Here is a 23,865-nt window from a genome sequence, read left to right as displayed (position 1 = left end):
AGCCATGCCTTTTTGGTAAATAAACCTATATGGAAGCTTCATAGATACAGTATCAGGAGCTAAGGGGTGCAGATTTATGGCAACAATGTCAGACATTGCCAGGCGAGCAGGCGTAGCTTTAAGTACGGTGTCGTACACGCTTAGTGGCAAGCGACCTATTTCGGAAGAGGCCAGACAAAAAGTGTATCAGGCTATGGAAGAATTGGGGTATCAGCCTAATTTCCTGGCTCGAGCGCTGGTGACCAAGCGCACTAAAATCATTGCCTTACTCTATCCATCGTATACCTTGAGTTCCGGGCAGCAGGAGTTCGTGACCAGTATCGCCGAGATGGCTACGACCCACGGCTATGCTCTTCTCCTCTGGACATCTCCCAGCGAGAATCTAGAGGTCATGAATATGACCCATCAAGGTTTTATTGATGGAGTGATTTTGATGGAAGTGGCCTTGCATGACGCACGCGTCGATCTGTTGCGGGAACAGAACCTGCCATTTACCTTGATTGGACGATGTGAAAATAATGAGGGCCTCAGTTTTGTGGATCTCGATTTTGACAATGCCGTCGAAACCACGATTGATTATCTCCGTGCTTCCGGTCATACGCACATTGGCCTGATCAACCAATCGGAGGCCATGCTCAAGCGCGAAGTTGGCTATGTCGTGCGTGCCAGAACGGCCTTTTATCGCGCTATTCAACATCATGGCTTGAGTGGCGTGGATAGCTGTTGTGATGAAAGCGAGCAGGCGGGCTATGAGACGGTGATGCGCCTGTTCGAACAAGATCCCGAGTTAAGCGCCTTTGTCTTACTCACGCCGTGGCCGAGCGGTGGCGTGCTACGTGCCATTAGCGATAAGGGACTGCGTGTGCCAGAGGATACCTCACTGGTGGCGATCTTTTCACCACGTATGGCCGAGATGACCACACCTGCCCTGAGCTCTATCGAATTCCCCTTTAATGAAATGGGGCGTTTAGGCGCACAGATGTTGATCCAAAAGCTTGAGGGGAAAGAAGAAGAAAAAGCAGCACAAATTTTATTAAAGCCTCCTCTCACTGTTCGGCGTAGTTCAGGACCCAGAGCGTAAAAGCAGGCTCATCTCCTCTTGACACTTCTATCTTCAGGTTCTATACTAGACTTTAGCGAAGCGCTTCGACGAAGAATCCTGAGCGATGATATAGAAGTATTTCATAAAGTAAACTCATACTTATGTCTGGTTGTCAGGCCATGCGCAGGAGATAGAGGATATACCTGACAATCCAATACATCGGTATAGGCTCGTAAGAGCTCATAAGACTCTATTCAATAAGACTATATCTTTGCAGGCATAAAAAAAGTTGATACAAGGTCTTTTTTATTGTATCAAATGTGCTCGATCCAAGGGAGGATAGACTATGAACTTGCGGTTTCACGATGTTTCCAGCAAGCAACACAAGGTAGCTCCACACAGAAAATCCCATGCACGTTTACTGCGTAGCCTCTCGGTCTGTGGTGTGATGGTTATGATGCTGGGTGTACTGGCTGCCTGCGGTGGTTCGTCAACTGGTTCAACCACAACCTCGGATGGTAAGACCGTCATCACCGTACTTGATCACTGGCCGACCGAACCTTCTAATACTGAGATCAACACTCTTTTCAGTCAATATGAAAAGTTGCATCCTAACATCACCATCAAGCGTGATCCGGTTCCAGTGGGTTCTTTGAACTCGAAGATTGATCAGGAAGCGGCCTCACATACGTTGCCCAGCCTGATCTCCATCGATAATCCTGATATGGCGAGCTTTGCGGCCACTGGTATCCTGGCTCCGCTGGACGATTATTTGAAGAGCAGCGGTATCAGTACTTCCGATTTCTATGCTGGTTCATTGTCAACCATGACCTATAACAACAAAACCTATGGATATTCCGTTGGTAATAATGATCTGGCCCTCTATTATAATAAGAAGATGTTTACTGATGCTGGTCTGAAGCCTCCCACCACCTGGTCTGAACTGAGTTCCTCCGCTAAAAAGCTGACTAAAGGCGATGTCTATGGTCTGGCGATGGCTGCTCCGGCGACTGAAGAGGGATCATGGCAGTTTGAGCCTTTCTTCTGGTCAAATGGTGGCGACATTACGCACGTCAACAATACGAATGGCGTTGCTGCCCTGCAATATGTCAGCAATCTGGTAAAAGATGGCTCACTCTCAAAATCCTCCCTGAACTGGGGGCAAGCCGATGTACTGACACAATTCCAGGAAGGTCACGCCGCAATGATGGTCAATGGACCCTGGAATATCAGCTTGCTGAAGGGCAAGGGCATTGATTATGGTGTCGTGTCGATCCCTGCTTCCGCTGTTGGTGGGAAGTCGGTTTCCCCATTGGGTGGTGAGGACTGGGTAATTCCTGTGGGTGATCCAGCCAAGCAGAAAGCGGCCTGGGATCTCCTGAACTGGTTAGAACAGCCGACTCAGATCCTCGCCTTTGACGAGATCAACGGCTATGTGCCTCCGCTGAAGAGTGAGGGCGTAACCATGCTTCAGAGCCATCCAGAACTGGCAGTCTTTACCAATGAATTGAATACTGCCCATGCTCGTACTGCTGAGGTTGGAGCCAAATATCCCACCATTTCACAGGCGCTATGGACCGCTGAGCAATCGGCGTTGACAGGTAGTCAATCTCCACAAGCCGCGTTAGATGCTGCTCAAACTAAAATTGATGCGACTCTCAAGAAGTAATGAACCCCCTTGCCAGGAAGTTTCTTACTCTTGCGAGCGTTGCCGACTGAAGCTACAGATTCTTCTGTCGTTGCAGTCGGCGGATGGTTGTAGCAGGAGTGAGGACTGGCCCAGAACCAGTATCCTTACTCTTGCTTAGTCAGGGAGATACTATTGTGACGACGCATGCACAGGAGATGTCAGCACCAGCGAAGCAGGTGGTAAAAGCAAGCTTACATCCGCGCGCAAGACGACAGAAAAGTCGCATCTTCTGGATTCGTTTCTTATTTGTGCTTCCAGTCATGCTTTATCTGGTGCTCTTTTTTGGATATCCTTTGTACTATAGCATCAGTGTGAGCCTTGAAAAATATGATCTGAGTGCACTTTTTACTGGTAATGCCCCATTTATTGGCCTGCAAAACTACACTGATGTGCTTCAGGACTCGGTATTTCAGCAGTCTGCTTTGCATACCCTGCTCTTTACTGTCGGCTCGATTGTGCCTCAGTTTGTGATTGGCCTGGCGCTAGCTGTCTTTTTCACCAAAAAGTTTCCGCTCAGTAGCTTCTTGCGCTCTTTGATGTTGCTGCCCTGGCTATTGCCAATCGTGGTTTCAGGCACCATCTGGACCTGGCTCTTTGATGGTACTAACGGCGTTATTGATCAGGTGCTGACTGCCTTGCATATTCTGCCTGCTCACTTTGCCTGGCTGACGTCGCCGAGTTGGGCACTGTTTGCGATTATCATCACCAACATCTGGATCGGCATTCCTTTTAATATGGTCCTGCTCTATAGCGGTTTGACGAACATCTCGCCCGAGTTTTATGAGGCGTCTTCGATGGATGGCGCGGGCAAGTGGCAGCAGTTCTTCTATGTGACCCTGCCGTTGTTGCGACCAGTGGTTGCGGTCGTGTTGATGCTGGGCCTGATCTATACATTGAAAGTCTTTGATCTGATTTATGTGATGACGAAGGGTGGACCGGCCAACTCGACACAAATCTTTGCCACCTGGTCCTATAACCTTTCCTTCAGCCAGCAATTGTTTGGTAATGGGGCCGCTCTGGGCAACATGATCCTGATTGTGGCGTTAATTGTGGCCGTCTTCTACATTCGCTTCAATAAGAGTGTGGACTAGCAACCAGGCTAGCATTTCAGCACAAGGAGTTTCCAATGCAGGCTCAATTACTGACAAGGCGCAGGCGCGAGGGCGGTCAGATGGTCAGCAGAGTGATCACGACCATCTTTGGTGTGCTCTTCACCATCATTATGCTTTTCCCGGTCTATTGGATGGTAGCGAATTCGCTGAAGACCAACAATGAGATCTTCAGTATTCCCGCGACCATCATCCCGACGCAGATTACGTTTCAGGGCTATGCTGCGACCTTTTCGGCGCAGTTTCCCCATCTGGTGACCAGTCTGATTATCGCGCTGGGCACGGTGGTCATTTCACTGGTAATCGCGACACCAGCGGCCTATGCGATTGCGCATTTTCATTTTCGCTGGGCGCCGGTACTGATTTTTTGTATGCTCTTGACGCAGATGATCCCATCAGTCACGCTGGCTACGCCGATGTTCCTGATTTTCAATAATCTCGGCTTGCTGAATAACAATATTGGCCTGATCCTGGCGGATACCACCTATGCCGTTCCATTTGACGTCATGATCTTGAGCGCCTTTTTGCAGTCGCTTCCCTATGAACTGGTTGAGGCGTCGATGGTGGATGGTTGCGGCGAATGGGGCGCGTTCCTGCGCATTATGCTGCCAATCGCGGTTCCAGGCGTCGTGACGGCTGGACTGTTCGCCTTCCTGTTCTCATGGGGCGATTTTATGTATGGACTAACTTTAATGACGACCAATGATATTCAGCCGATTTCGCTGAGCATCTATAACTATCTGGGTCAGTTCAATTCAGAGTGGAATAGCCTGATGGCTGTTGCGACAATGGCGACCATACCGGCTGCGATTATCCTGGTTGCCTTCCAGCGCTACATCACCGCCGGTATGACATCTGGTGCCGTCAAGGGCTAGCACATTTTAGAGAAGGTTTTGATCAACCTGAATGTAGTATATGATGTACGCTGAGATTCGATTGCTACTAAAATCAAGGGATGCAGTATAAGATGTACTCCATGATCATACATCGCATTGTTTCTACGCACTATGTATAAGTGCTAGATATGGGAAGTAAGAGGTTTATCATGCACGGTTTTCGTCAGTACAATACTACTTTAATCTGGGAGAGACAGCACGAGACGGTTGCTATCGAGCCGTGGGGACGCGATAGCTTGCGCGTGCGTGCGTCGGTCAACGGAGATATTCACGATCCCGTCGTGAATGTCCTGCTGCCAGCAGAGGCAACCGAGGTACAGATTACGCTGGGTGAGGACGAGGCGACGCTGGTCAATGGCAATATCACGGCCCAGGTCTCGGCTGTGGGAGGTATCCGTTTTCTGAATACGCAGAGTGGCGCGGAGATCCTGGCAGAGAAGAAGCCCTTTCATTCCAGCCGTATCCCTGCCCGCTTCTTTAAATCCAAACACAGCGATCTCCACCACCTGGAGGCCCGCTTCTGTGCATATTCGGATGAGCGCCTGTATGGACTGGGACAACATCAGCACGGCCTGTTGGATCAGAAGGGCGCGACCATTGATCTGATTCAGCGCAATAGTGAAGTATCCATCCCTTTCCTCTTTTCGAGTCGCGGCTATGGTTTTCTCTGGCATAATCCCGCCATTGGGCGTGTCGAACTGGGCACCAACGAGACACGTTGGGTAGCCGAGGCCACACCACAACTGGATTACTGGATTACCGTGGGTGACTCTCCCGCTGAGATTATGGAACGGTATGCTGATGCAACCGGACATGCTCCTGAGTTTCCTGACTGGGCAACCGGCTTCTGGCAGAGCAAACTGCGTTATCGCAATCAGGACGAATTGTTATCTGTGGCGCGTGAATACAAGCGGCGTGGCCTGCCACTTTCCGTGATCGTGATCGACTTCTTCCACTGGTCCTTGCAAGGCGACTGGCGCTTCGATCCCCAGGCCTGGCCTGATCCCGCGGCTATGGTGCAAGAATTAAAAGAGCTGGGCATTGAGCTGATGGTCTCGATCTGGCCGACGGTGAATCCCTTAAGCGAGAACTTCGCAACTATGCTTGAGCGTGGCCTCTTATTGCGCACCGAGCGCGGTATCCCTTTCCTGATGTCCTTCCAGGACAATCGTCCCGAAGGTCAGATTGGCGTCTATTACTATGACTCCAGCAATCCCGAAGCGCGCGATTTCATCTGGGAGCAGGTCAACGAGCACTACTATCAACTGGGCATCAAGACCTGGTGGCTGGATGCCTGTGAGCCTGAAATGTTCCCATTGGACCCCGATAATGTGCGTTTCCATATTGGCAATGGTCAGGCGGTCGCCAACGCCTATCCTCTGCTGCATGAGCGTGGTTTCTACGAACATATCAAAGAGGCGGGCGCTCCTGCGGTTGTGAATCTCTGCCGTTCAGGCTGGGCCGGGAGCCAGCGTTACGCATCCGCCATCTGGTCTGGCGATATCAATAGTACCTTTGAAACCTTGCAGGCACAGATCCGGGCGGGCCTGAATATGGCGCTGAGTGGCATTCCCTGGTGGACCACCGATATTGGTGGCTTCTATGGTGCCGATATCAATTCCGCCTATTTCCGAGAGCTGGTGGTACGCTGGTTCCAATATGGCGTCTTCTGCCCCTTGTTCCGCCTGCACGGCTATCGCATGGAATCCGAGTCAGCCGAGCAAATGTTGGATAGTGGGGCCGAGAATGAAGCATGGTCCTTTGGTGACGAAGCTTATGGGATCATCACCGACCTGCTCTTCCTGCGCGAACGCCTGCGCCCCTATATCAACGAGCAGATGCGGATTGCCCATGAGAAGGGCTTGCCGCCCATGCGCCCACTCTTCTTCGACTTCCCCGAAGATGCGGCCTGCGCGGCGATAGAGGATCAGTTCCTGTTTGGCTCTGATCTGTTGGTTGCTCCAGTGCTCTTTGAAGGTGCCCGTAGCCGAGAAGTCTATCTCCCTGCCGGTACCACCTGGACCGATGCCTGGAGCGGTGAGAGCTATGCTGGCGGGCAACGCATCACCGCCGCGGCCCCGTTGGAGCGCATTCCTGTCTACTTGCGTGCGGATGCTCAATTACCTATCCGTAACGCCTAGATTTTTTCTGGCTAGCCTGGCGATAAAGCCATCAAGCAAGCAGAAAGCCACATCATCTAGCTTGTGACTATCTGCTTGCTTTGCACTGCGATAGATATCAGATTGCTGCAATATCATCATCCTTGTCTATGCATGATAGATGTTAGGACGGGTGGACAGGGGCTCGCTGGTGAGATGTAACAAGTTGCTGGTGTCTGGCGTGTTAGGTAGGGTATTGAGTATGGTTGTCGATTGGCTAGCAGTGCGCAGATAGGAATGATCATCATGGCTGAGACAACATCAATTAACAAGGCCGCTATCATCGGTACATGGTGCCTGCTTTCATATACCCTCACTGCGAAGGATGGATTGGTGCTTAATCCCTTTGGTACAGAACCACTGGGATACCTGATGTATGGTCCTGATGATTATATGTCTCTCTTTATCTCTCTTCCGCACCGTCCGCCCTTTGAACAACCTGACCTGATGGGAGGAATGATGGAGGAACTGGCATTCGCTGCCAAGACATTCATCGCCTATACTGGTCGCTATCGTATAGACGGTGAAGAGATTGTCTACGAGGTCAAATTAAGTCTTTTCCCCAACTGGATTGGTATGAATGTGGGTTACAAGGCGACCCTATCATCCGGTCGACTCTCGCTGGTCAATGAAGACTCCACCCTCTTCGACGGTAAAATCTATCGCGCCGAACTCATCTGGGAACGTGCATGACGGATTACTAGCGGGATCACAGTGAAGATCAGGAAACGTTGGCCTGGCATTGATCCCAAACAGAATGAAGAAGACGGCTGACATGTTTTCTCTATGAAACCGGGCACTCTTCAGGCATGATGTGAAGGGATGGTCGGGGCAGGTCTGAATGCGTGCCCCGACGAGAAGGATGATTTTAGCCGTGAGAGCTGATCTTAGCGCGTGCGACGACGGGTGGTAGTGGCTTCACGACGGCTGGGAATATTGGGAAAGAAGACGATACGTACCAGCGAGACAATTCCCCAGGCGATGAGAGCGTAGATGAGCATCCCCAGGATGGTTGATACTTCAAAGACGCTGTTACTGTTGCCAAGGACCGGGTCGGTGAAGATGCCATTGAAGATGGCGACAAATGGATGACTGAGATTATACAGAAAGTCGATAAATGCGCTTCCCTGATTGGCACCCAGCAGACGGAAGATGAAGCGCAGGCCAAGGATGACTTCGAGCACTCCCAGGAGAAAGTAGATCACGGAGGTGATCCAGTAACGCGTGTTGATCATGCTTTGCGTGAAGTCTTTGCTGACTACCTGGCGCTTCTCGACACGGTTGCCCGCCGGGTCCTTATAGGTCTGATGCTGGCGCTGCACATAGTTATCCCCTTGTCTGGAGATCTGCTCGGTGGTATCGTTATACTCCTGTTGTGCATAGTTTTCCTGTGAGGGATAGTTTCCCTGCCCCTGGGGATATTGTGGGTATTGCGGATCGTTGGGTGGATATTGTTGTGATGGCATGCGATAACCTCCTTTGTCAACTCTATGGTGTCAATTTATCCAATTGTATCAATATGGCATCCGCTGAATACGTTCTTCGCAGTATTTGTTAAAATATGCGACGTCCATGCTGAAATAGTACGCGCTGTCGTATGAAGCTCAATTATAACACGGTTCAGCTCACGATAAAGTGCCGTTGACTTGTTTGACTTTCCACAGCATGGTGATGATAGGGGTTTGGAGTGTTCCCCAAAAATGAGTTTTAGGTGCCGTCGCCGGCGGGAGAGATAAGATCAAGAGAAAAAGCGAGGGGCAGTGAACAGTGTTGTTCACCGCCCCTCGCTTTCAGTAACAGCGAAGAGAAAGAGGAAGATGGATAATTGTAATTGTCTTTGCTTCTCTTTTATCTGGCCGCTACAGCCATCTGGCGTTTTGCCAGATTACAGGTGGCATTCCCACTCTCTCCAGGAGTAGCCGTCACGCTGGAAGATCTCATAGGCCGCTTTTACATTGGCTGTGACGTCATATGGGGAAGCGCTGGCCTGTGATGTGGTGATCCAGGTGCTCGGGTAAAGAACCTGGAAGAGGCCTGCTGCATGGCTGTTACCAATTGCCTGTGTATTTGTCGCACCCGGGTTCATTGTTGACTCACATTGTGCAATATGTAGAGCCTGGTCAGCATAGCCACCAAAGACTTGTCGGATGACGCTGGTTGGATCAGCACCATTGGTTGCGGCATAAGAATTTGATGAGTGGAATCCCACGGCTGCCGAGAAGAGCATCATACTAAAGAGGATGGCAAGGCTCATCTTGACGATGATCGGTTTTTTTATGAAGTTTGTGCGTACATCCTGATGTGAATTCAAGCTGTTCTCCTTTTTAACGGAACGAAACTAACAGTATTTAACATCTTTAAAAGGAGGACCCAGGTTCCAGGGACCAACTAAAGCAAGCGCGTCGTAAATATGTTCTGCCCATCAACTGTTGCCATTTCAGTCTGATGAAAGCTAGATATTTATCTTTATCGCTTATCGGTAGTAGCGATTAGTAAGATGTGCTTGTAGATCTATCATAGCACAACCAAAATGAAACACAAAGATACGCAATGAAACATAGCCCATTCGGGTTGTATAGGCGTGTGGAGCCGCATCAGAAGCGGCTTGAGTCGTGGTCCTATTTATGCGTATCCGGGGGGGCTTGCGCTTTTGGGGAAAGTATGTCAGGAGGGTACTTGTTGGAATGTACCCTCGCTCTAACCTCTGTTTGCAGTGGAAATCTATCTATGGGGTTGACAGTAAATTAATAGAGGAGTTTTTTATTGATCTGTTTAATGATGCCAGGACCTTCGTAGATGAAGCTGGTGTAGATCTGGATCAGGCTGGCACCGGCGTCGAACATGCGTTTGGCGTCATCGGGGCTGAAGATACCACCGACCCCAATGATGGGAATTTTGCCATCCAGCTGTCTGCTGAGATAGTTGACAACCTCTAGTGAACGAGTCAAGAGAGGACGACCACTGAGTCCGCCCGTTTGTTCGGTACTATGGCGTAAGCCATCGCGTGCCAGGGTCGTATTCGTGGCGATAATGCCGCCTACATTGCGTGCCAGACAGACCTCGATCACATCCTGAATCTGTTCTTCGGTGAGATCTGGCGCGATCTTGACCAGTATCGGTTTTGGGATAACATTCCCGCGCTGTTGTGCCAGTGCAGTAGCTTCCTGGACCATTGCTTGTAATAACTGATCCAACGGTTCTTTATCCTGCAAGGTACGCAAGCCAGGAGTATTGGGTGAGCTGACATTGACAGTAAAGAAGGCAGCGAAATCATAGAGTTTGCGCAGTGAATAGCGATAATCCTCAACGGCCTCTGCGGGTGGCGTGATCTTAGATTTTCCAATACTCCAGCCGACTGGAACTCCAGCTGCGGGCAGTTTTAAGAGGCGTTCGTGGATGGCGTCCGCTCCATCGTTGGGAAAGCCCATGCGATTGATCAGGGCATCGACATCGGAGAAGCGGAAAATGCGCGGACGATCATTGCCGGGTTGACGATAACGCGTCACTGTGCCAGCTTCGATAAAGCCAAAGTCGAGAGCTGCCAGTGCGGGCAATGCCAGACCATTCTTATCGAATCCTCCTGCCAGGCCGACTGGATTGGGAAAATGGACGCCAAAGACATCCCGTTCCAGCGCGGGCGATTTATAGGCACTGGTGGCCTCAATAATTTTGAGCAAGCTCTGAAATTTGGAGGCAAACGCCAGTTTCTCCATGATCAGGTGATGTGCAAACTCAGGATCTTTGGCAGAGATACGAAATACAGCCGGTCGAACGATAGCTTTATACAGCATGCGATTTCATCTTTCAAAATTTTGTAAGCAACAGAACTCCGTTTCAAGTATAATAGTGATTTGTCAAATTGAAAATAGGTATGTAACCCCGATTTAGCACGTTCGGGCTTATAATGGCCCCGACCACGAAGAATCGGGGAATAGCGATAAGGAGTGTCCAGACATGCTCATTCGCAATGGTATGGTTGTCCTACCCGAAGGTCGCAAGCGTCTTGATATTCGAACCCACGCTGAGACGATTATTGAGCTTGGCGAGCATCTTAATCCCGAGCAGGGGGAACACGTGATTGATGCCAGTAAGCTACTGGTATTACCGGGTTTTATTGACTCGCACGTACACTTCCGTGAGCCCGGTGGAACCCAGAAAGAGGACTTTTTAAGCGGTACCCGCGCGGCATTGGCTGGTGGTGTGACAACTGTCCTGGATATGCCCAATACCCAGCCTACCACGGATACTCAGGAGCATCTGAGCGCCAAGATAGCTCTGGTGGCGCCTAAAGCGGTGGTGGACTATGGTTTTTATTTTGGTGCTACCGATACGAATATCGATGAAGTGGCGCAGGCAGCCCATAAGGTTGCAGCTCTGAAATTATATATGGGCTCATCGACGGGTTCCCTGCTGGTGACCGAATTCTCGCCCATCTATCGCCATTTCTCGACTTTTCCGCTGCGCAAGCCCATCGTAGTCCACGCCGAGGATGAGCAATCCCTACACTATTTTGGGACACAGGGCTCGCAGGATCATAATCAGGCTCGTCCGCCGATCAGCGCACAGATTGCGCTCAGCCGCGCCCTGGCAATCGCCGAGAAGACTGGACGCTCACTGCATATCGCCCATACCACCACCCAACGTGAACTGGAGCTGATCCAGGAGGCCAGGCAGAAAGGCGTGCATGTCACCTGTGAAGTCACGCCATTGCATCTCTTCCTGACCGAAGCTGATCAGCAGCGACTGGGGAACTACGGCAAGGTGAATCCTCCGCTGCGTAGTCAAAGCGATCAGGACGCGCTCTGGCATTACCTTGACGTCATCGACACCATTGGTACCGATCATGCTCCGCATACGCGCCAGGACAAGGATCAGCCCTATGCTCAGGCACCCTCTGGTATGCCTGGCGTCCAGACGCTCATGCCACTGCTCCTCAACGCCGCCAGTAGCGGCAGGATCACGCTGGAAGAGGTTGTCAAACGCTGTGTCAGCAATCCCGCCCGTATCTTTGGCTTGAAGAACAAAGGTGCGCTCGAAGCAGGCAAAGATGCCGACATTGTCCTGGTAGATCCTGAGCAGGAATATGAGATCACCGATCGGGAAATCCTTTCCAAATGCGGCTGGACTCCCTTTGCAGGTACTCATATCAAAGGCAAAATTGAGCATGTCTTTGTACGTGGCACGCTTGCTTATCACAAAGGAGCCATTCTGGCGACCCCTGGCAGCGGACGAGCCGTACAATATGTTGACGCGTAGCAACCGCCATTCACGAGCAATCCCACTAAAAGAAGAGGGATTTTGACGAAAAACGTAGGCATCGTACGGAGCGTAAGTGCAGGTCGATGCTCCCTTGCTCGTACGATGCACTCGCCCCAACGCTCTGTGATGTACCCTGGCATGACTGTTGAGGTAGGGCTATGCCGAGAGGTGAGATGGTCGTACGAGGAACGGGAAAGCGCACCTCGGTTGCGACCTCGGCACGCACCTACACATCCCTTCATGCTTCAAAGAGTGGTTGCTATCAGGCCTCTGTCAGGCCGTAGAGTTTGCCGAATTTTTCTGTGATATAGCTGATAAAGTATTGTGAATTCAAGACTTCACCGGTGGCCTGCTTGATCAGGTCGTCGGGGCGATAGATGCCGCCATATTGATGGATGTTTTCACGCAGCCAGTTGAGGACAAAGCTGGTGTCGCCGGAACTCAGGCGGGCATCGAAGTCGGGAAAGCTGCGACGGAGGGTATGGGTAATCTGGGCGGCATAGAGATTGCCAAGCGTATACGTAGGGAAGTAGCCAAAGCCGTTGGTCCAATGCATATCCTGGAGCACGCCATCGACCTCATTGCTGGCTGAGATGCCCAGATATTCACGATATCTGGCATTCCACAATTCCGGCAGGCTCTCGACCGCAACGTTGCCGTTAATCAGCTCTTTCTCTATCTCGAAGCGGATCATGATATGAAGATTATAGGTGATTTCGTCGGCTTTGACACGGATCAAGCTGGGTTGGACCTGGTTGAGCGCCCGCACATAGGTATCCAGATCAACATGCTCGAATTGCGTGGGGAAGGTTTCGCGCAGCCCACTATAGTGTCCCTGCCAGAAGGCGTGTGAGCGAGCCAGCAAATTCTCCCATAAGCGGGATTGCGATTCATGGATACCCAGTGAGACGCCACCGGCCAGCGGCGTGCGGGATAGCGTCTCTGCAATTCCCTGTTCATAGAGGCCGTGCCCACCTTCATGGATGACCGCCATCAAGGTCATCGGCAAGTACTGTTCTTCATAACGCGTCGTCAGGCGCACGTCATACGGTGAGCCGAACGAGATGGTGAAAGGATGTTCGGAACGCGATAGATAACCACGATTGAAGTCATAGCCAATCGTGCGCAGGATACGATTGCAGAGCTCTTCTTGCTGCGCGATAGCAAAGGTACCGGTAACAGAAGAGGTATCCACTACCCGTCCGCTGTCCTGAATGCGGCGCAGCAGGGCTGTGCTGGCGGTGCGGACAGGAGCGAAAAGCTGTTCTACACGGCTGGTCGTCAGACCCGGCTCATAAGTATCTAACAGCGCGTCGTAGCGTGTCTCAGCATAGCCGTAATAGTCGGCCAATTCGCGTTGTAAGGCGATAGTGCGTTGCAACCAGGGGGCGAATATCTTAAAGTCATTCTTTTCGCGCGCCTCAATCCAGGCATTGAAGCTGGCCGAGCGCACCCGCGATGTCTCCTCTACGAAGGGCCGAGGCAGCTTGCAAGCGCGATCATAACTCAGGCGTGTCTCGCGTACCAGTGCCCGGTCGCTATCGTTGAATGCATCGCTGGCGATCACCGTTTCAAGCTCATCGAGTATCGCACCCAGGCGAGGATCGGTCTGGCGATCATGGAGAATACTTTGCAGTGTGGCCGCCTGATGCATATGAACCACGCCCGCGCCACGCGGCATCGCAGTTGACTGATCCCAGACTGCCAATGCGGACAATGCGGTAAGGTCCATCAGAGGGCGTACATGTTCAAGAAGGGACTGAATGCGCGCATCATTGGCTGTGAAATCGCGCACCTCACGCGCCTGAGATTGAGTCGTCATGCTATGTATCTCTCTTCCTACGTTAGCGATGTTGAGATAAAATCCCTGGCACTGTAAACAGTCTGCTATGTGTTGTTCGTATGAGCTGTGTAGGGATTTTTACTCTTTCAAATACTTGACGTTATTTGCATATATCATTCTCAAGCAAATATTGTGCCAGAGCAAGCGAACTAAAACAAAAATCGATCTATTATTCTTCCTATGATATAATCATCTCTATTGTTTTGGCAAGTTTTTCATTTGTTTTCCAGGGCTATTTCATTTTTCCTTTTCTCGCCGCAGGCGGGGAACGGAAGAGAAGAGCGAGGAGAAGCCGCCTGTGTCCAGAATGCAAACGCTTGAATTATTTCCTGAACGAAGTGTTCCCTATCTCTTTGCCCATCAGGGTGATGCAGAAACAGGTTAACCTGATGAGATACGTCAGATCAACCTGTTCAGGCGTACCGTCCGAAAAGTACTATTTCCCGGCCTGTCGCTATGTATTTCTTCTTGTACCATTGTATGATAAGGAAGTTGTTAGCAGGTAATTATGGCACAAAGTGAATCTTCGTGTGTGCCATTTATTGATGGGGAGATATGTTTTGTTCAAGAAACCATATAGCATTGTCCAATCTCTCTTGATCGGGATGTTGCTGTTGTTGCTGGTTGCTTGCGGGTCCACCCGCGATCAGAGCATTCAGGCGCGGCAGGATCAGTCTCCCCATTTGACAGCGCGTTCTACTGCCGTGCAGGGTGGCGCAACGCTGATTGGGGCCAAATTAGGTGTCAGATCGATAAAAGCGACGGGCGCGCTTCCTCCCCTTCCTCCCAAACCAGACAAGGTAATACCCACACCCATCCCTACCCCCATTCCAACCGTGGTGATCATTCCGACCACCATTCCAGTCCCCTCTTCTGGTGCAGGGACTGGTAGTAGTTCATCAGCCTTACAGGCGGCTCAGGCGGTGTTCATGGAGATTAATCAGCAGCGCGCTAATGCTGGCTTACCAGCATTTCAGTGGTCAAATATTCTAGCTCTGGGCGCACTCAGACATAATCAAGCCATGGCGGCAACCAACACGCTTGCGCATCAATTGCCCGGGGAGGCTGATCCAGGCACGCGTATCCGGCAAGAGGACATTAACTGGACCGGATTTGGGGAAAATATCGGTATCGGGCGTGGCAATCCTCAACTCGCCGTTCTGGGCCTGAATGAGGCGATGTTTGGAGAGCGACCACCCGACGATTTCCATCGCCGCAATATCCTGTCCAGCAATACTATGATTGGCGTCGATGTACTGGTAGATACTGTGCATGCGCGTGTCTGGTTGACTGAAGATTTCGCCAAATGATAGATTTCGCCAAATGGTAGATTTTGCCATAAAATTGCGAGTTCTCATTCTTGATACTGGCCTTACCGTCTTCAAAATTGAGCGATTATGTGTAAAGTACAAGTTTACCGTGAAGGTGAGGTTTACTTGTCGTTCTATGATAAGATGCAAGAGAGTACTATTCTTTATCTGGTGAAGGTTCCCCAAAAGCATTGATATAGGCAAAGGATGGGCTCTGTGAAGGACAGGGAGGAATGATTATCTGTTCTCAAGAGCGCAATGGCACGAGATGTGTATTTTTTATAGATTCTTCTTCAGATGCGATGAATACTCACATTCTTTCTAAAAAATTATCTACAAATGCGATCAAAATTTCTTTCTCGCATGACTTGAAAGGATACCTTGTATGAAGTTTACTGACGGTAACTGGCTGATCCGTCCGGGCATCAAAATGCTTCATCCGTTCGAGGTTCGCGAACGTCTGATTGAGCCCAATGCGTTAACTATTTTTGCCCCCTCACGCCATGTGGAGAATCGTGCTGTCGGTATTGGTGATCCACTGCTAGAAATTCGCTATTCCTCTCCTCTGCCCGATGTGATGCATGTGCAGATCGTTCATCATAAAGGACAGGTCGATCATGGCCCGCATTTTCAGTTGCAGGCGATTGATGAGCAGCCGGTTGAGGTGAGCGATGCAGAGCACGTTTCGACATTGCGCAGTGGCAAACTGGCGGTGCATGTTCAGAAAGCGCATCCCTGGAATGTTGAGTTTACGTATGATGGACGCAGGCTTACCGGGAGTGGAGATCGCAGTACGGCCCATATCACGACCGATGATGGTACTACCTATATGCGTGAACAGCTTGATCTGGCGGTAGGTGAATATGTCTATGGACTCGGTGAGCGTTTTACCGCCTTTGCGAAAAATGGACAGGTTGTGGACTCGGTGAATGCTGATGGTGGAACTGGCACCGAGCAGGCATACAAGAGCATTCCTTTCTATCTTACCAATAATGGTTATGGTGTCTTTGTCAATCATCCTGAAACTGTCTCCTTTGAGATTGCAACGGAGCGTGTGGCGCGTGCACAGTTCAGTGTGCCCGGTGAGAGCCTGGATTACTATATTGTTGGTGGCGCTAGCCTCAAAGAGGTGCTGGGAAATTATACGGCTCTGACCGGCAAACCCTCTCTGCCGCCCGCCTGGAGCTTTGGTCTCTGGCTCTCCACCTCCTTCACGACTAATTATGACGAGCAGACGGTGACGCATTTTGTCGATGGCATGGCCGAGCGGGATTTGCCGGTGCATGTCTTCCACTTCGATTGCTTCTGGATGAAGGGCCTGCATTGGAGCAATTTCCAATGGGATGAAGACGTCTTCCCAGATCCCGAGGGGATGTTGCGGCGTCTCAAGCAGCGCGGCCTCAAAATCTGCGTCTGGATTAATCCCTATATTGCGCAGCGCTCTCATTTATTTGAAGAGGGTCGCAAGAATGGCTATCTGATCAAAAAGGCTGATGGGAGTATCTGGCAGACAGATCTCTGGCAGCCTGGTATGGGAATTGTCGATTTCACCAATTCTGAGGCACGCACCTGGTATACAAGCAAGTTGAAAACTCTGCTTAATATGGGTGTGGATTGCTTTAAAACCGATTTCGGTGAGCGCATCCCGCTCGATGGCGTCTACGCGGATGGATCAGATGCTCATAAAATGCATAATTACTACGCATATCTTTATAATGAGACCGTCTATAATCTCTTGAAAGAGGTGAAGGGCGAGGATGAGGCGGTGCTGTTTGCCCGCTCGGCTTCGGTGGGTAGCCAGAAGTTCCCTGTCCATTGGGGCGGTGATAGCAATGCCACCTATGAGTCTATGGCGGAAAGCCTGCGCGGCGGCCTGTCCTTTGGTCTCTCTGGCTTTGGCTTCTGGAGCCATGATATTGGTGGTTTTGAGAATACAGCACCAGCCGATATTTACAAGCGCTGGTTAGCGTTTGGCATGCTTTCCAGTCATAGTCGTTTGCATGGTAGCAATTCGTATCGCGTGCCGTGGAACTACGATCAAGAGTCGGTGGATGTGCTGCGCTTCTTTACGCGCTTGAAGTGTAGCTTAATGCCGTATCTTTATGATGTTGCCCATCAGGCGAAGGAGTATGGCCTGCCGGTAATGCGCGCTATGCTGCTTGAGTTTGATGGTGATCCGGCTTGTGATTATCTGGATCGACAGTATATGCTGGGATCTTCCTTGCTGGTGGCTCCTATCTTCAATCAGGCTGGCGAGGTCAAGTTCTATTTGCCTGCTGGTTCCTGGATGAACTTCCTGACTGGCGAGCAGGTACAGGGAGGGAGCTGGCGCAAGGAGCAGCATGGCTATCTGAGCCTTCCACTGTATGCCCGCGACAACTCGATGATTGCTATTGGCAATCAAGAGAGCAAGCCGGATTATGACTATGCTGCCGATGTCGTCCTGCACGTTTTCTTGTCACAGGATGGGCAGGCCAGCACGACGGTCCGCAATACTCATGGGGAGCCGGAGTTGCAGGCGACTGTGACGCGTGAGGGGAAGTGCATCAATGTGCATGCTACGGGCGTTGGCAAAGCCTGGAGCCTCGTGCTGAGAGGAATCAGCGAGATCGTCAGCGTCGAGGGTGGGGATTACACCGGCACTCCGCAGGGCGTGTGTATCACTCCTCTAAATGGCAATCAGACACTGCATATTGTTCTCGCCTGAGCGTAAAACTGTTTCAATGGGATTGTTAAGGGCTGCTTGCTCTTTATAATCCCACCTGCGTGAGGCTTGCACTGAAGCCACTTGAAGCTAATTGGATATCCTCGATGAAATCCTTCTCTGTAACTGGTACAAATAGGCCATGTAAGCGCGGAAACAGAAGTCTGTGAGGGTACAATTCATTATACAAGTATAGGTGTGGGCTATTCTGGGCTATTGAGGCCACAAGCCATCACCCAGGTAGGGGATCTTGTTATGATTGCATTCCCTGTTTCGTCTTGTAAAGAGATGTCTTATTGAGATAGAACGTATTACATGACCTGCTAGGTCGATGAGAAGTCGCAATAGATCGGGAATAATGTATTCAGATATACAGTAAAGATTGTCCTCCTTGAAAACATCTACATTTGTCACTTCGTGCTTTTGGGAGATTGATGCTACAACGATTGCAGGAGTACAAAAATGAGTGAGGATGATAGCTATTGTTGATCTGTTGCGTTGTGCGCAAGAAATAGTGAAAAATGCTCTACGCCGATGCGTCTATTTTTAAGGAATATATATGAGTAATGACAGGGATGAGCAATCCCCAAATAAACGACAAAATAATCACCATCCACCAGAGACGGGGGGCGCAAGCAACCTGCCTGGTCAGCAAAATCAGCCAGGCAACAATCAAAATAATCAATCTATAACTCCTGTGTCTCCATCTGGTCAGCCAGGTTCGGTGCCGGGGATGATGCCAGCGCCCTATACGCCAACGCCGCCTGCCGTCCCTGGGGAATTCTCTCCGTTACCACCGCAGGAGGATTTTTTCGCGCCTGCTGGTCCGCTGCAGAAAGTCAAAGGCTGGACCAATAAGATGGCTGCAATTGCTGGCCATACAGTGCAGCCGCCTGCTCCTTATATTGATCGATATCGATCTTCTGCGCGCAGGCAGGATCAGCTCAATGCTGCTGAACGCAAGCGGAACCGATTTCGACGCTATGCACGTGTTCGCAAGATTAGCCGTCAGATGCGCCTACGTAAGCAACAAGAGAGAAACGCAGCACGCCGTACGGTAGTGATTATTCTCTCTGTTTTGCTCATTCTGATCCTGACGAGTGCCTTTGGCAGCAGCGCCTATGGCTATAGCTACTATCAACAGCAGCAGCCACGCATGGAGCGTTACGCCAATGAGCAGTTGCCACAAATGACACGCATTTATGATCGCAACAATACCTTGCTCTATCAAGCCTACGACTCAAACTCCAAGGTCGGCAATGGCGGACGCCGTCTGGCCGTTCGTTATCAGGACATCCCGATGGTCATGCAGGATGCTATGACCGCTATTGAGGATAAAAACTTCTGGAGCAATGCGGGTATTGATCCTCTGGCAATTATCCGTGCTGGCGCCAGCAGTTATGGTGGTGCGAGTACGATTACCCAGCAGTTGATCAAAAATCTGACCGGGGATAAAGATCCGTCGTTCAATCGCAAACTGAATGAGGCGGCAATGGCAATTGGCCTGACCCAGCAATTTCCCAAACAGAAAATCCTTGAGTTGTATTTTAATGTTGCGCCCTTCGGTTCACAGGATGCTGGTGTTGAGATTGCTGCACAGGACTTATTCGGGCTTACCTCAACCTGTCAGCCTGATCAGCCCTGTGCGCCTGCTATCTCGCAGCTCGAATACGATCAGAAGACTAAGAAAAATGATCCTTTGCTTGGCCTGGCGCGTGCTTCCCTGCTTGCAGGTATTCCGAACTCACCTGTTTCTTTCGATCCTACCCTGGGACCTACCAACAAGGCTGCAGCTCTGGCGCGTCAGAAACTTGTCCTACAAGCGATGTTCACGCAGGGAAAGTATGTGGATGGTAAGCCACTGACCAACGCTATGGTAAAAGAGGCAGAAGCTCTAACAGCTAAGATGACTTTTACACCACCCAAATCAATCAAGCTTGCGCCGGGCTTCGTGGATTATGTGATTAATCAGGTTGAGACGGCCCTTGGCAATGGTGATGCCAACGCCGGTGTGAATGCCTTTGTCACTGGCGGTTTAAATATCCAGACCACGCTGGATCTCAATCTGAACAACTATACCCAGGCGGCCATTCAACGTCACCTGTATCAAGCAGACTATCAAAAGACAGAAGGGTATACAGTCGTTTTAAAAGACAATAACAACGTAAACAATGGTGCCGTCGTGGTTGAAGACGCCAAAAATGGTGAGATATTGTCAATGATTGGTAGTGCTAACTATTACTCGTCAGATCGCACGGTCACGGGCTTTTTCAACGCAGCCGTTGGTGCCCGCCCTCCTGGTTCGACTTTTAAACCTTTTGATTACGCGACCGCTTTCCAGATGGGCTGGAATCCAGGGATCGATTTGCGTGATGATAGGACCTACTTCCCCAATGGCGCGCAGGCTGGCTCAGCAGTGCCGTTGACAGACGATCAGGCTGACTCGATGCCGACGGTTTATGCTCCCTACGACTATCAGCATACCTATCAGCACAAAACATTACCCATCCGTCTGGGTTGGGCCAACTCGTATAATGTGCCTGCAATTCGGGCTATGCAATATGCAGGTGTTGGAAATGTCTTAAATACCGTAAAACGCCTGGGAATTACCTTTGGCAATACTGATGGCCTGGGTGGTCTCTCCTGGGCGATTGGCTCGAAAGATGTTTCGCTCCTGCAGATGGTGGGTGGCTACCAGGCTTTCGCCAATGGCGGGAAACGGGTTGCGCCCCAGACCGTTCTCAATATCTGGGACAACGCGGGCAACGTGGTGTATCACTATAATGAGCAGAAGCCACCCTCGTCACGCGTCTTCTCGCCACAGGTCGCCTATCAGGTCACATCAGTCCTGACCGATGAGCCATCCCGTGCCTATGAGTTTACGGGCGACCATGATCTCTCTTTTGCGGATGTTGATCGAAACTGTGCCGTCTCTGCCGTTTGTGATCATCAGGTGGCGGCGAAAACAGGTACCACGGATAGTTTTCGTGATAACTGGACAATTGGCTATACACCTGATGTGGTAGTGGGTACCTGGGTTGGCAATAGCGATAACTCTCCGATGAACAATGTGATTGGTATTACTGGTGCCGCTCCGATCTGGCATAGTGTCATGGAACGCTCCATGGGCTGGTGTAATTATAGTGCGCAAACACAGGTCAATCCCACCAGTGATCCAAGTATCGATGCGACTGATGGTATTCCTTGCGGTAACATCTCCTTGCCTTTCTCGAAGCACCCACAGTATAAGTTTACTGTTCCCAGTGGATTAAAAGTGGGCATGCCTGCCGGTCTGCCCGGGGATGCAGGTGTACCGGATATAATGCTGAATAGCAATTAACTACTTTGTTTCCTGCTCTGACACGCTCTTTGAGAATGTGTCAGCCCCCCAATACCAGCGGGATCTTGCTGCTCTCTGGCTGGCAGGCGCGTACGCGCCTGCGCCCTTTTTATTGTGTGGTGTTGGAAAAGTTCGAAGAACTTTTCCAACACCACACAATAAAAAGATGTTTGAGCACCGCAGGTGCGAAAACGCATGCACAGAGACCGTGGAGACCACGGGAGGCTGACATATTGTGAAGTATTTTGCTAGCGTTTTTCCTGTTTACGTTTTTCTTTGTCCGCTTTATCCAATAAGATGCCGCCCAGAATAAACGTGACGGCGAATACGATCACGGCCCCATAAGTTACAGAAAGGGTTTTCCCGAATGAAGGTTTCTGCTCCATGATTTCACTCTTTCTCGTGCCAGATAAACACGCCTTTGTTTGATCCTCTATTGGAGATACGAGTCAAGTCCTGAAAAGATCTAAGTTCGTGTCGGACTTCCATGCTCTCTACGATTTCTGTGCATGAGTTTCCACACCACACTAAAAAGGGCGCAGTTTGAGTTGTATGCCTGCCCCTGCTGGACTTTTTGTTGGAGTTGTATCCTTTTGCCCTCTCTATTGCGCATTAAAAGAGGATAGCTGTCTGGCTATGCAGAAATGTGCCCTTGTTTCTGACACTGTATAGAATAACATGGTATACTATAAGCTGTGTCGACTATGAAAAGGAGAGTATCATGGCAAACTTACCACCACGAGGATTTATCAGACTGGCTGGTAGTGAGCGCCAGGCGCCCACAAACGCCCGCGCTATTGGACCTGTTGATCCAGAGGAACAACTTGAGGTGAGCGTCTATTTGCGTGATCCTGCTGCGATCAGCGGTGAAGATGATGTCAGTCAGGAACATGCCCGGCAGCCTGGGCCGCGTATGAGCCGTAGTGCTTATGCCGCAACCCATAGCGCCTCGCCAGATGATGTGGCGCAGGTTTTAGCTTTCGCCAATCAACACCATCTCACGGTTGTCTCAAGCGATCCTGTCGCACGTCAGATCATCCTGTCGGGTAGCAGCGCGGATATGACGCAGGCGTTTGCGGTCGATCTGCATCGCTACGCAGCGGAGAACACGGCGGGCGATGAAACTTTCCGGGGTCGTACGGGTCATATCCACATACCTGCGGCACTGGAGCAGATTATCACCGGTGTATTCGGTCTGGATGATCGCCCTCAGGCCCATCCACGCTTCCGCTTCCTTCCTCTGGGCATTAAATTCCCTCATGTCAATACGCAGGTGACTACCTTTACACCTCTACAGTTGGCTGGCCTGTATGATTTTCCGGCGGGTCTGGATGGCAGCGGTCAGTGTATTGGTATCATTGAGCTGGGTGGTGGCTATCAGGATAGCGATCTCGCGACATACTTTCAGCAATTAGGATTGTCCTCGCCGCAGGTCGTCAGTGTGGGGGTCGATGGCGCGACCAATAGTCCTGTTGGTGATCCCAGTAGCGCGGATGGCGAGGTGGTTCTGGATATCGAGGTCGCTGGCAGTATCGCTCCCAAAGCCAGGATAGCTGTCTACTTCGCCCCCAATACGGATCGTGGCTTCCTGGATGCTATCACACAGGCCATCCATGATACTCAGAATTCGCCGTCGGTGATCTCAATTAGCTGGGGGGGCCCGGAATCCAACTGGACCGCGCAAGCCATGCAGAGTATGGATCAGGCATTTCAGGCCGCAACTACGCTGGGTATCACCATCTGTAGTGCCTCTGGTGACAATGGTTCCAGTGATGGTATCACCGATAATCAGGCACATGTTGACTTCCCGGCCTCCAGCCCGAATGTCCTGGCATGTGGTGGGACGCGTCTGGAAGCCAGTCAGAATCAGGTGGCAAGCGAGGTGGTCTGGAACGAGAGTGCTACGGGAAATGGGGCCTCAGGCGGTGGCATCAGCGATACCTTTGATCTTCCTTCCTGGCAGGCGCAGGCCAAAGTGCCCACTTCAAGTAACAGTAGTCAGCGCCGTGGACGTGGCGTACCCGACGTGGCTGGCGATGCTGATCCCCAGACTGGCTATCAGATCTATGTCGATGGTCAGGGGATGGCGATTGGCGGCACCAGCGCCGTCTCCCCGCTCTGGGCAGGGCTGATCGCTCTCCTGAATCAGAAACGCGGCCAGCCTGTTGGCTTTTTCAATCCTTTCCTGTACCAGAACTATCAGCGCCTGCTTCAAGCTAAGGCCCTGCGTGACATTACCAGTGGCAATAATGGTAGCTACAGTGCTGGTTCCGGCTGGGATGCCTGTACCGGCCTTGGCACTCCCGATGGAGCGCGCCTGCTAGAAGTGCTTACCACTGCTACAACAACCAGCATATCCAACGCAGCCGACTAGTAGCAGCCACCCTTCAGAACTTATCCGAAAACGTGGAAGGAGATGATAGAATCAAGAACAAGGAAAGGAACACGAATCCCCCAAGCAAAGGAGAAACCAAGATGGCCCGAACCAAACCGTGGGAAGTCAGTGACCAATT

General features: G+C 50.9%; 16 protein-coding genes. 11 read left to right on the top strand and 5 right to left on the bottom strand.

Annotated elements, in window-relative coordinates; genetic code table 11:
• The first annotated feature begins 76 nt into the window (after positions 1-76).
• The 6 genes from F1593_RS12435 to F1593_RS12410 all read left to right on the top strand — a co-directional run bounded on the left by F1593_RS12435 (position 77) and on the right by F1593_RS12410 (position 7,589).
• A complete protein-coding gene (locus F1593_RS12435; RefSeq protein ID WP_149401887.1) occupies positions 77-1,081 on the top strand; it encodes a LacI family DNA-binding transcriptional regulator in 1,005 nt (334 codons plus the stop codon).
• Between the two features lie 307 nt (positions 1,082-1,388).
• Positions 1,389-2,711: an ABC transporter substrate-binding protein gene (locus tag F1593_RS12430; RefSeq protein ID WP_149401886.1), complete on the top strand. Its 1,323-nt coding sequence runs from the start codon at positions 1,389-1,391 to the stop codon at positions 2,709-2,711.
• Positions 2,712-2,866: 155 nt separating this feature from the next.
• Positions 2,867-3,823 (top strand): carbohydrate ABC transporter permease, encoded by a 957-nt coding sequence (locus F1593_RS12425; RefSeq protein WP_216368856.1) that lies wholly within the window; start codon positions 2,867-2,869, stop codon positions 3,821-3,823.
• Positions 3,824-3,858: 35 nt separating this feature from the next.
• Positions 3,859-4,716 (top strand): carbohydrate ABC transporter permease, encoded by an 858-nt coding sequence (locus F1593_RS12420; protein WP_149401885.1) that lies wholly within the window; start codon positions 3,859-3,861, stop codon positions 4,714-4,716.
• 170 nt (positions 4,717-4,886) lie between these two features.
• A complete protein-coding gene (locus F1593_RS12415) occupies positions 4,887-6,878 on the top strand; it encodes a glycoside hydrolase family 31 protein (protein ID WP_149401884.1) in 1,992 nt (663 codons plus the stop codon).
• A 264-nt stretch (positions 6,879-7,142) separates the two neighbouring features.
• A complete protein-coding gene (locus F1593_RS12410) occupies positions 7,143-7,589 on the top strand; it encodes a lipocalin-like domain-containing protein (RefSeq protein ID WP_172632078.1) in 447 nt (148 codons plus the stop codon).
• A gap of 194 nt (positions 7,590-7,783) precedes the next feature.
• On the opposite strand, the gene F1593_RS12405 is transcribed toward F1593_RS12410, so the two are convergent.
• The 3 genes from F1593_RS12405 to F1593_RS12395 form a co-directional block, all read right to left on the bottom strand.
• Positions 7,784-8,362: a YggT family protein gene (locus F1593_RS12405; RefSeq protein ID WP_149401882.1), complete on the bottom strand. Its 579-nt coding sequence runs from the start codon at positions 8,360-8,362 to the stop codon at positions 7,784-7,786.
• A gap of 419 nt (positions 8,363-8,781) precedes the next feature.
• Positions 8,782-9,207, bottom strand: a complete 426-nt coding sequence (locus tag F1593_RS12400; RefSeq protein ID WP_235932566.1) for a transglycosylase SLT domain-containing protein — start codon at positions 9,205-9,207, stop codon at positions 8,782-8,784.
• Positions 9,208-9,640: 433 nt separating this feature from the next.
• Positions 9,641-10,687 carry a quinone-dependent dihydroorotate dehydrogenase gene (locus F1593_RS12395; protein ID WP_149401881.1) on the bottom strand — a complete coding sequence of 349 codons (1,047 nt, stop codon included), beginning with the start codon at positions 10,685-10,687 and terminating at the stop codon, positions 9,641-9,643.
• A gap of 163 nt (positions 10,688-10,850) precedes the next feature.
• Between F1593_RS12395 and F1593_RS12390 the strand changes: the two genes are divergently transcribed.
• Complete coding sequence (locus F1593_RS12390) at positions 10,851-12,152, top strand: dihydroorotase (protein ID WP_149401880.1); 1,302 nt, start codon at positions 10,851-10,853, stop codon at positions 12,150-12,152.
• A gap of 265 nt (positions 12,153-12,417) precedes the next feature.
• Here the strand turns inward: F1593_RS12390 and F1593_RS12385 are convergent, their stop codons facing one another.
• The gene (locus F1593_RS12385) at positions 12,418-13,977 is read right to left on the bottom strand and encodes a carboxypeptidase M32 (protein WP_149401879.1); all 1,560 of its coding nucleotides are present in this window, start codon (positions 13,975-13,977) and stop codon (positions 12,418-12,420) included.
• 581 nt (positions 13,978-14,558) lie between these two features.
• Here F1593_RS12385 and F1593_RS12380 point away from each other — a divergent pair.
• The 3 genes from F1593_RS12380 (at position 14,559) to F1593_RS12370 (ending at position 21,352) form a co-directional block, all read left to right on the top strand.
• Entirely contained in the window at positions 14,559-15,308 is a 750-nt protein-coding gene (locus F1593_RS12380; RefSeq protein WP_172632077.1) for a CAP domain-containing protein, read from the top strand.
• A 385-nt stretch (positions 15,309-15,693) separates the two neighbouring features.
• Entirely contained in the window at positions 15,694-18,015 is a 2,322-nt protein-coding gene (yicI, locus tag F1593_RS12375) for an alpha-xylosidase (RefSeq protein ID WP_149401877.1), read from the top strand.
• A gap of 556 nt (positions 18,016-18,571) precedes the next feature.
• Entirely contained in the window at positions 18,572-21,352 is a 2,781-nt protein-coding gene (locus F1593_RS12370; protein ID WP_149401876.1) for a transglycosylase domain-containing protein, read from the top strand.
• 248 nt (positions 21,353-21,600) lie between these two features.
• Here the strand turns inward: F1593_RS12370 and F1593_RS28335 are convergent, their stop codons facing one another.
• Positions 21,601-21,738, bottom strand: a complete 138-nt coding sequence (locus tag F1593_RS28335) for a hypothetical protein (protein ID WP_172632076.1) — start codon at positions 21,736-21,738, stop codon at positions 21,601-21,603.
• 335 nt (positions 21,739-22,073) lie between these two features.
• Between F1593_RS28335 and F1593_RS12365 the strand changes: the two genes are divergently transcribed.
• Positions 22,074-23,726 (top strand): S53 family peptidase, encoded by a 1,653-nt coding sequence (locus tag F1593_RS12365; RefSeq protein ID WP_149401875.1) that lies wholly within the window; start codon positions 22,074-22,076, stop codon positions 23,724-23,726.
• Positions 23,727-23,865 lie beyond the last annotated feature (139 nt).

This window comes from Dictyobacter arantiisoli, assembly GCF_008326305.1.
Lineage (GTDB): Bacteria > Chloroflexota > Ktedonobacteria > Ktedonobacterales > Ktedonobacteraceae > Dictyobacter > Dictyobacter arantiisoli.
The sequence above is the reverse complement of the archived record's forward strand: the minus strand, read 5'-3'. Positions and strand labels throughout refer to the sequence as shown.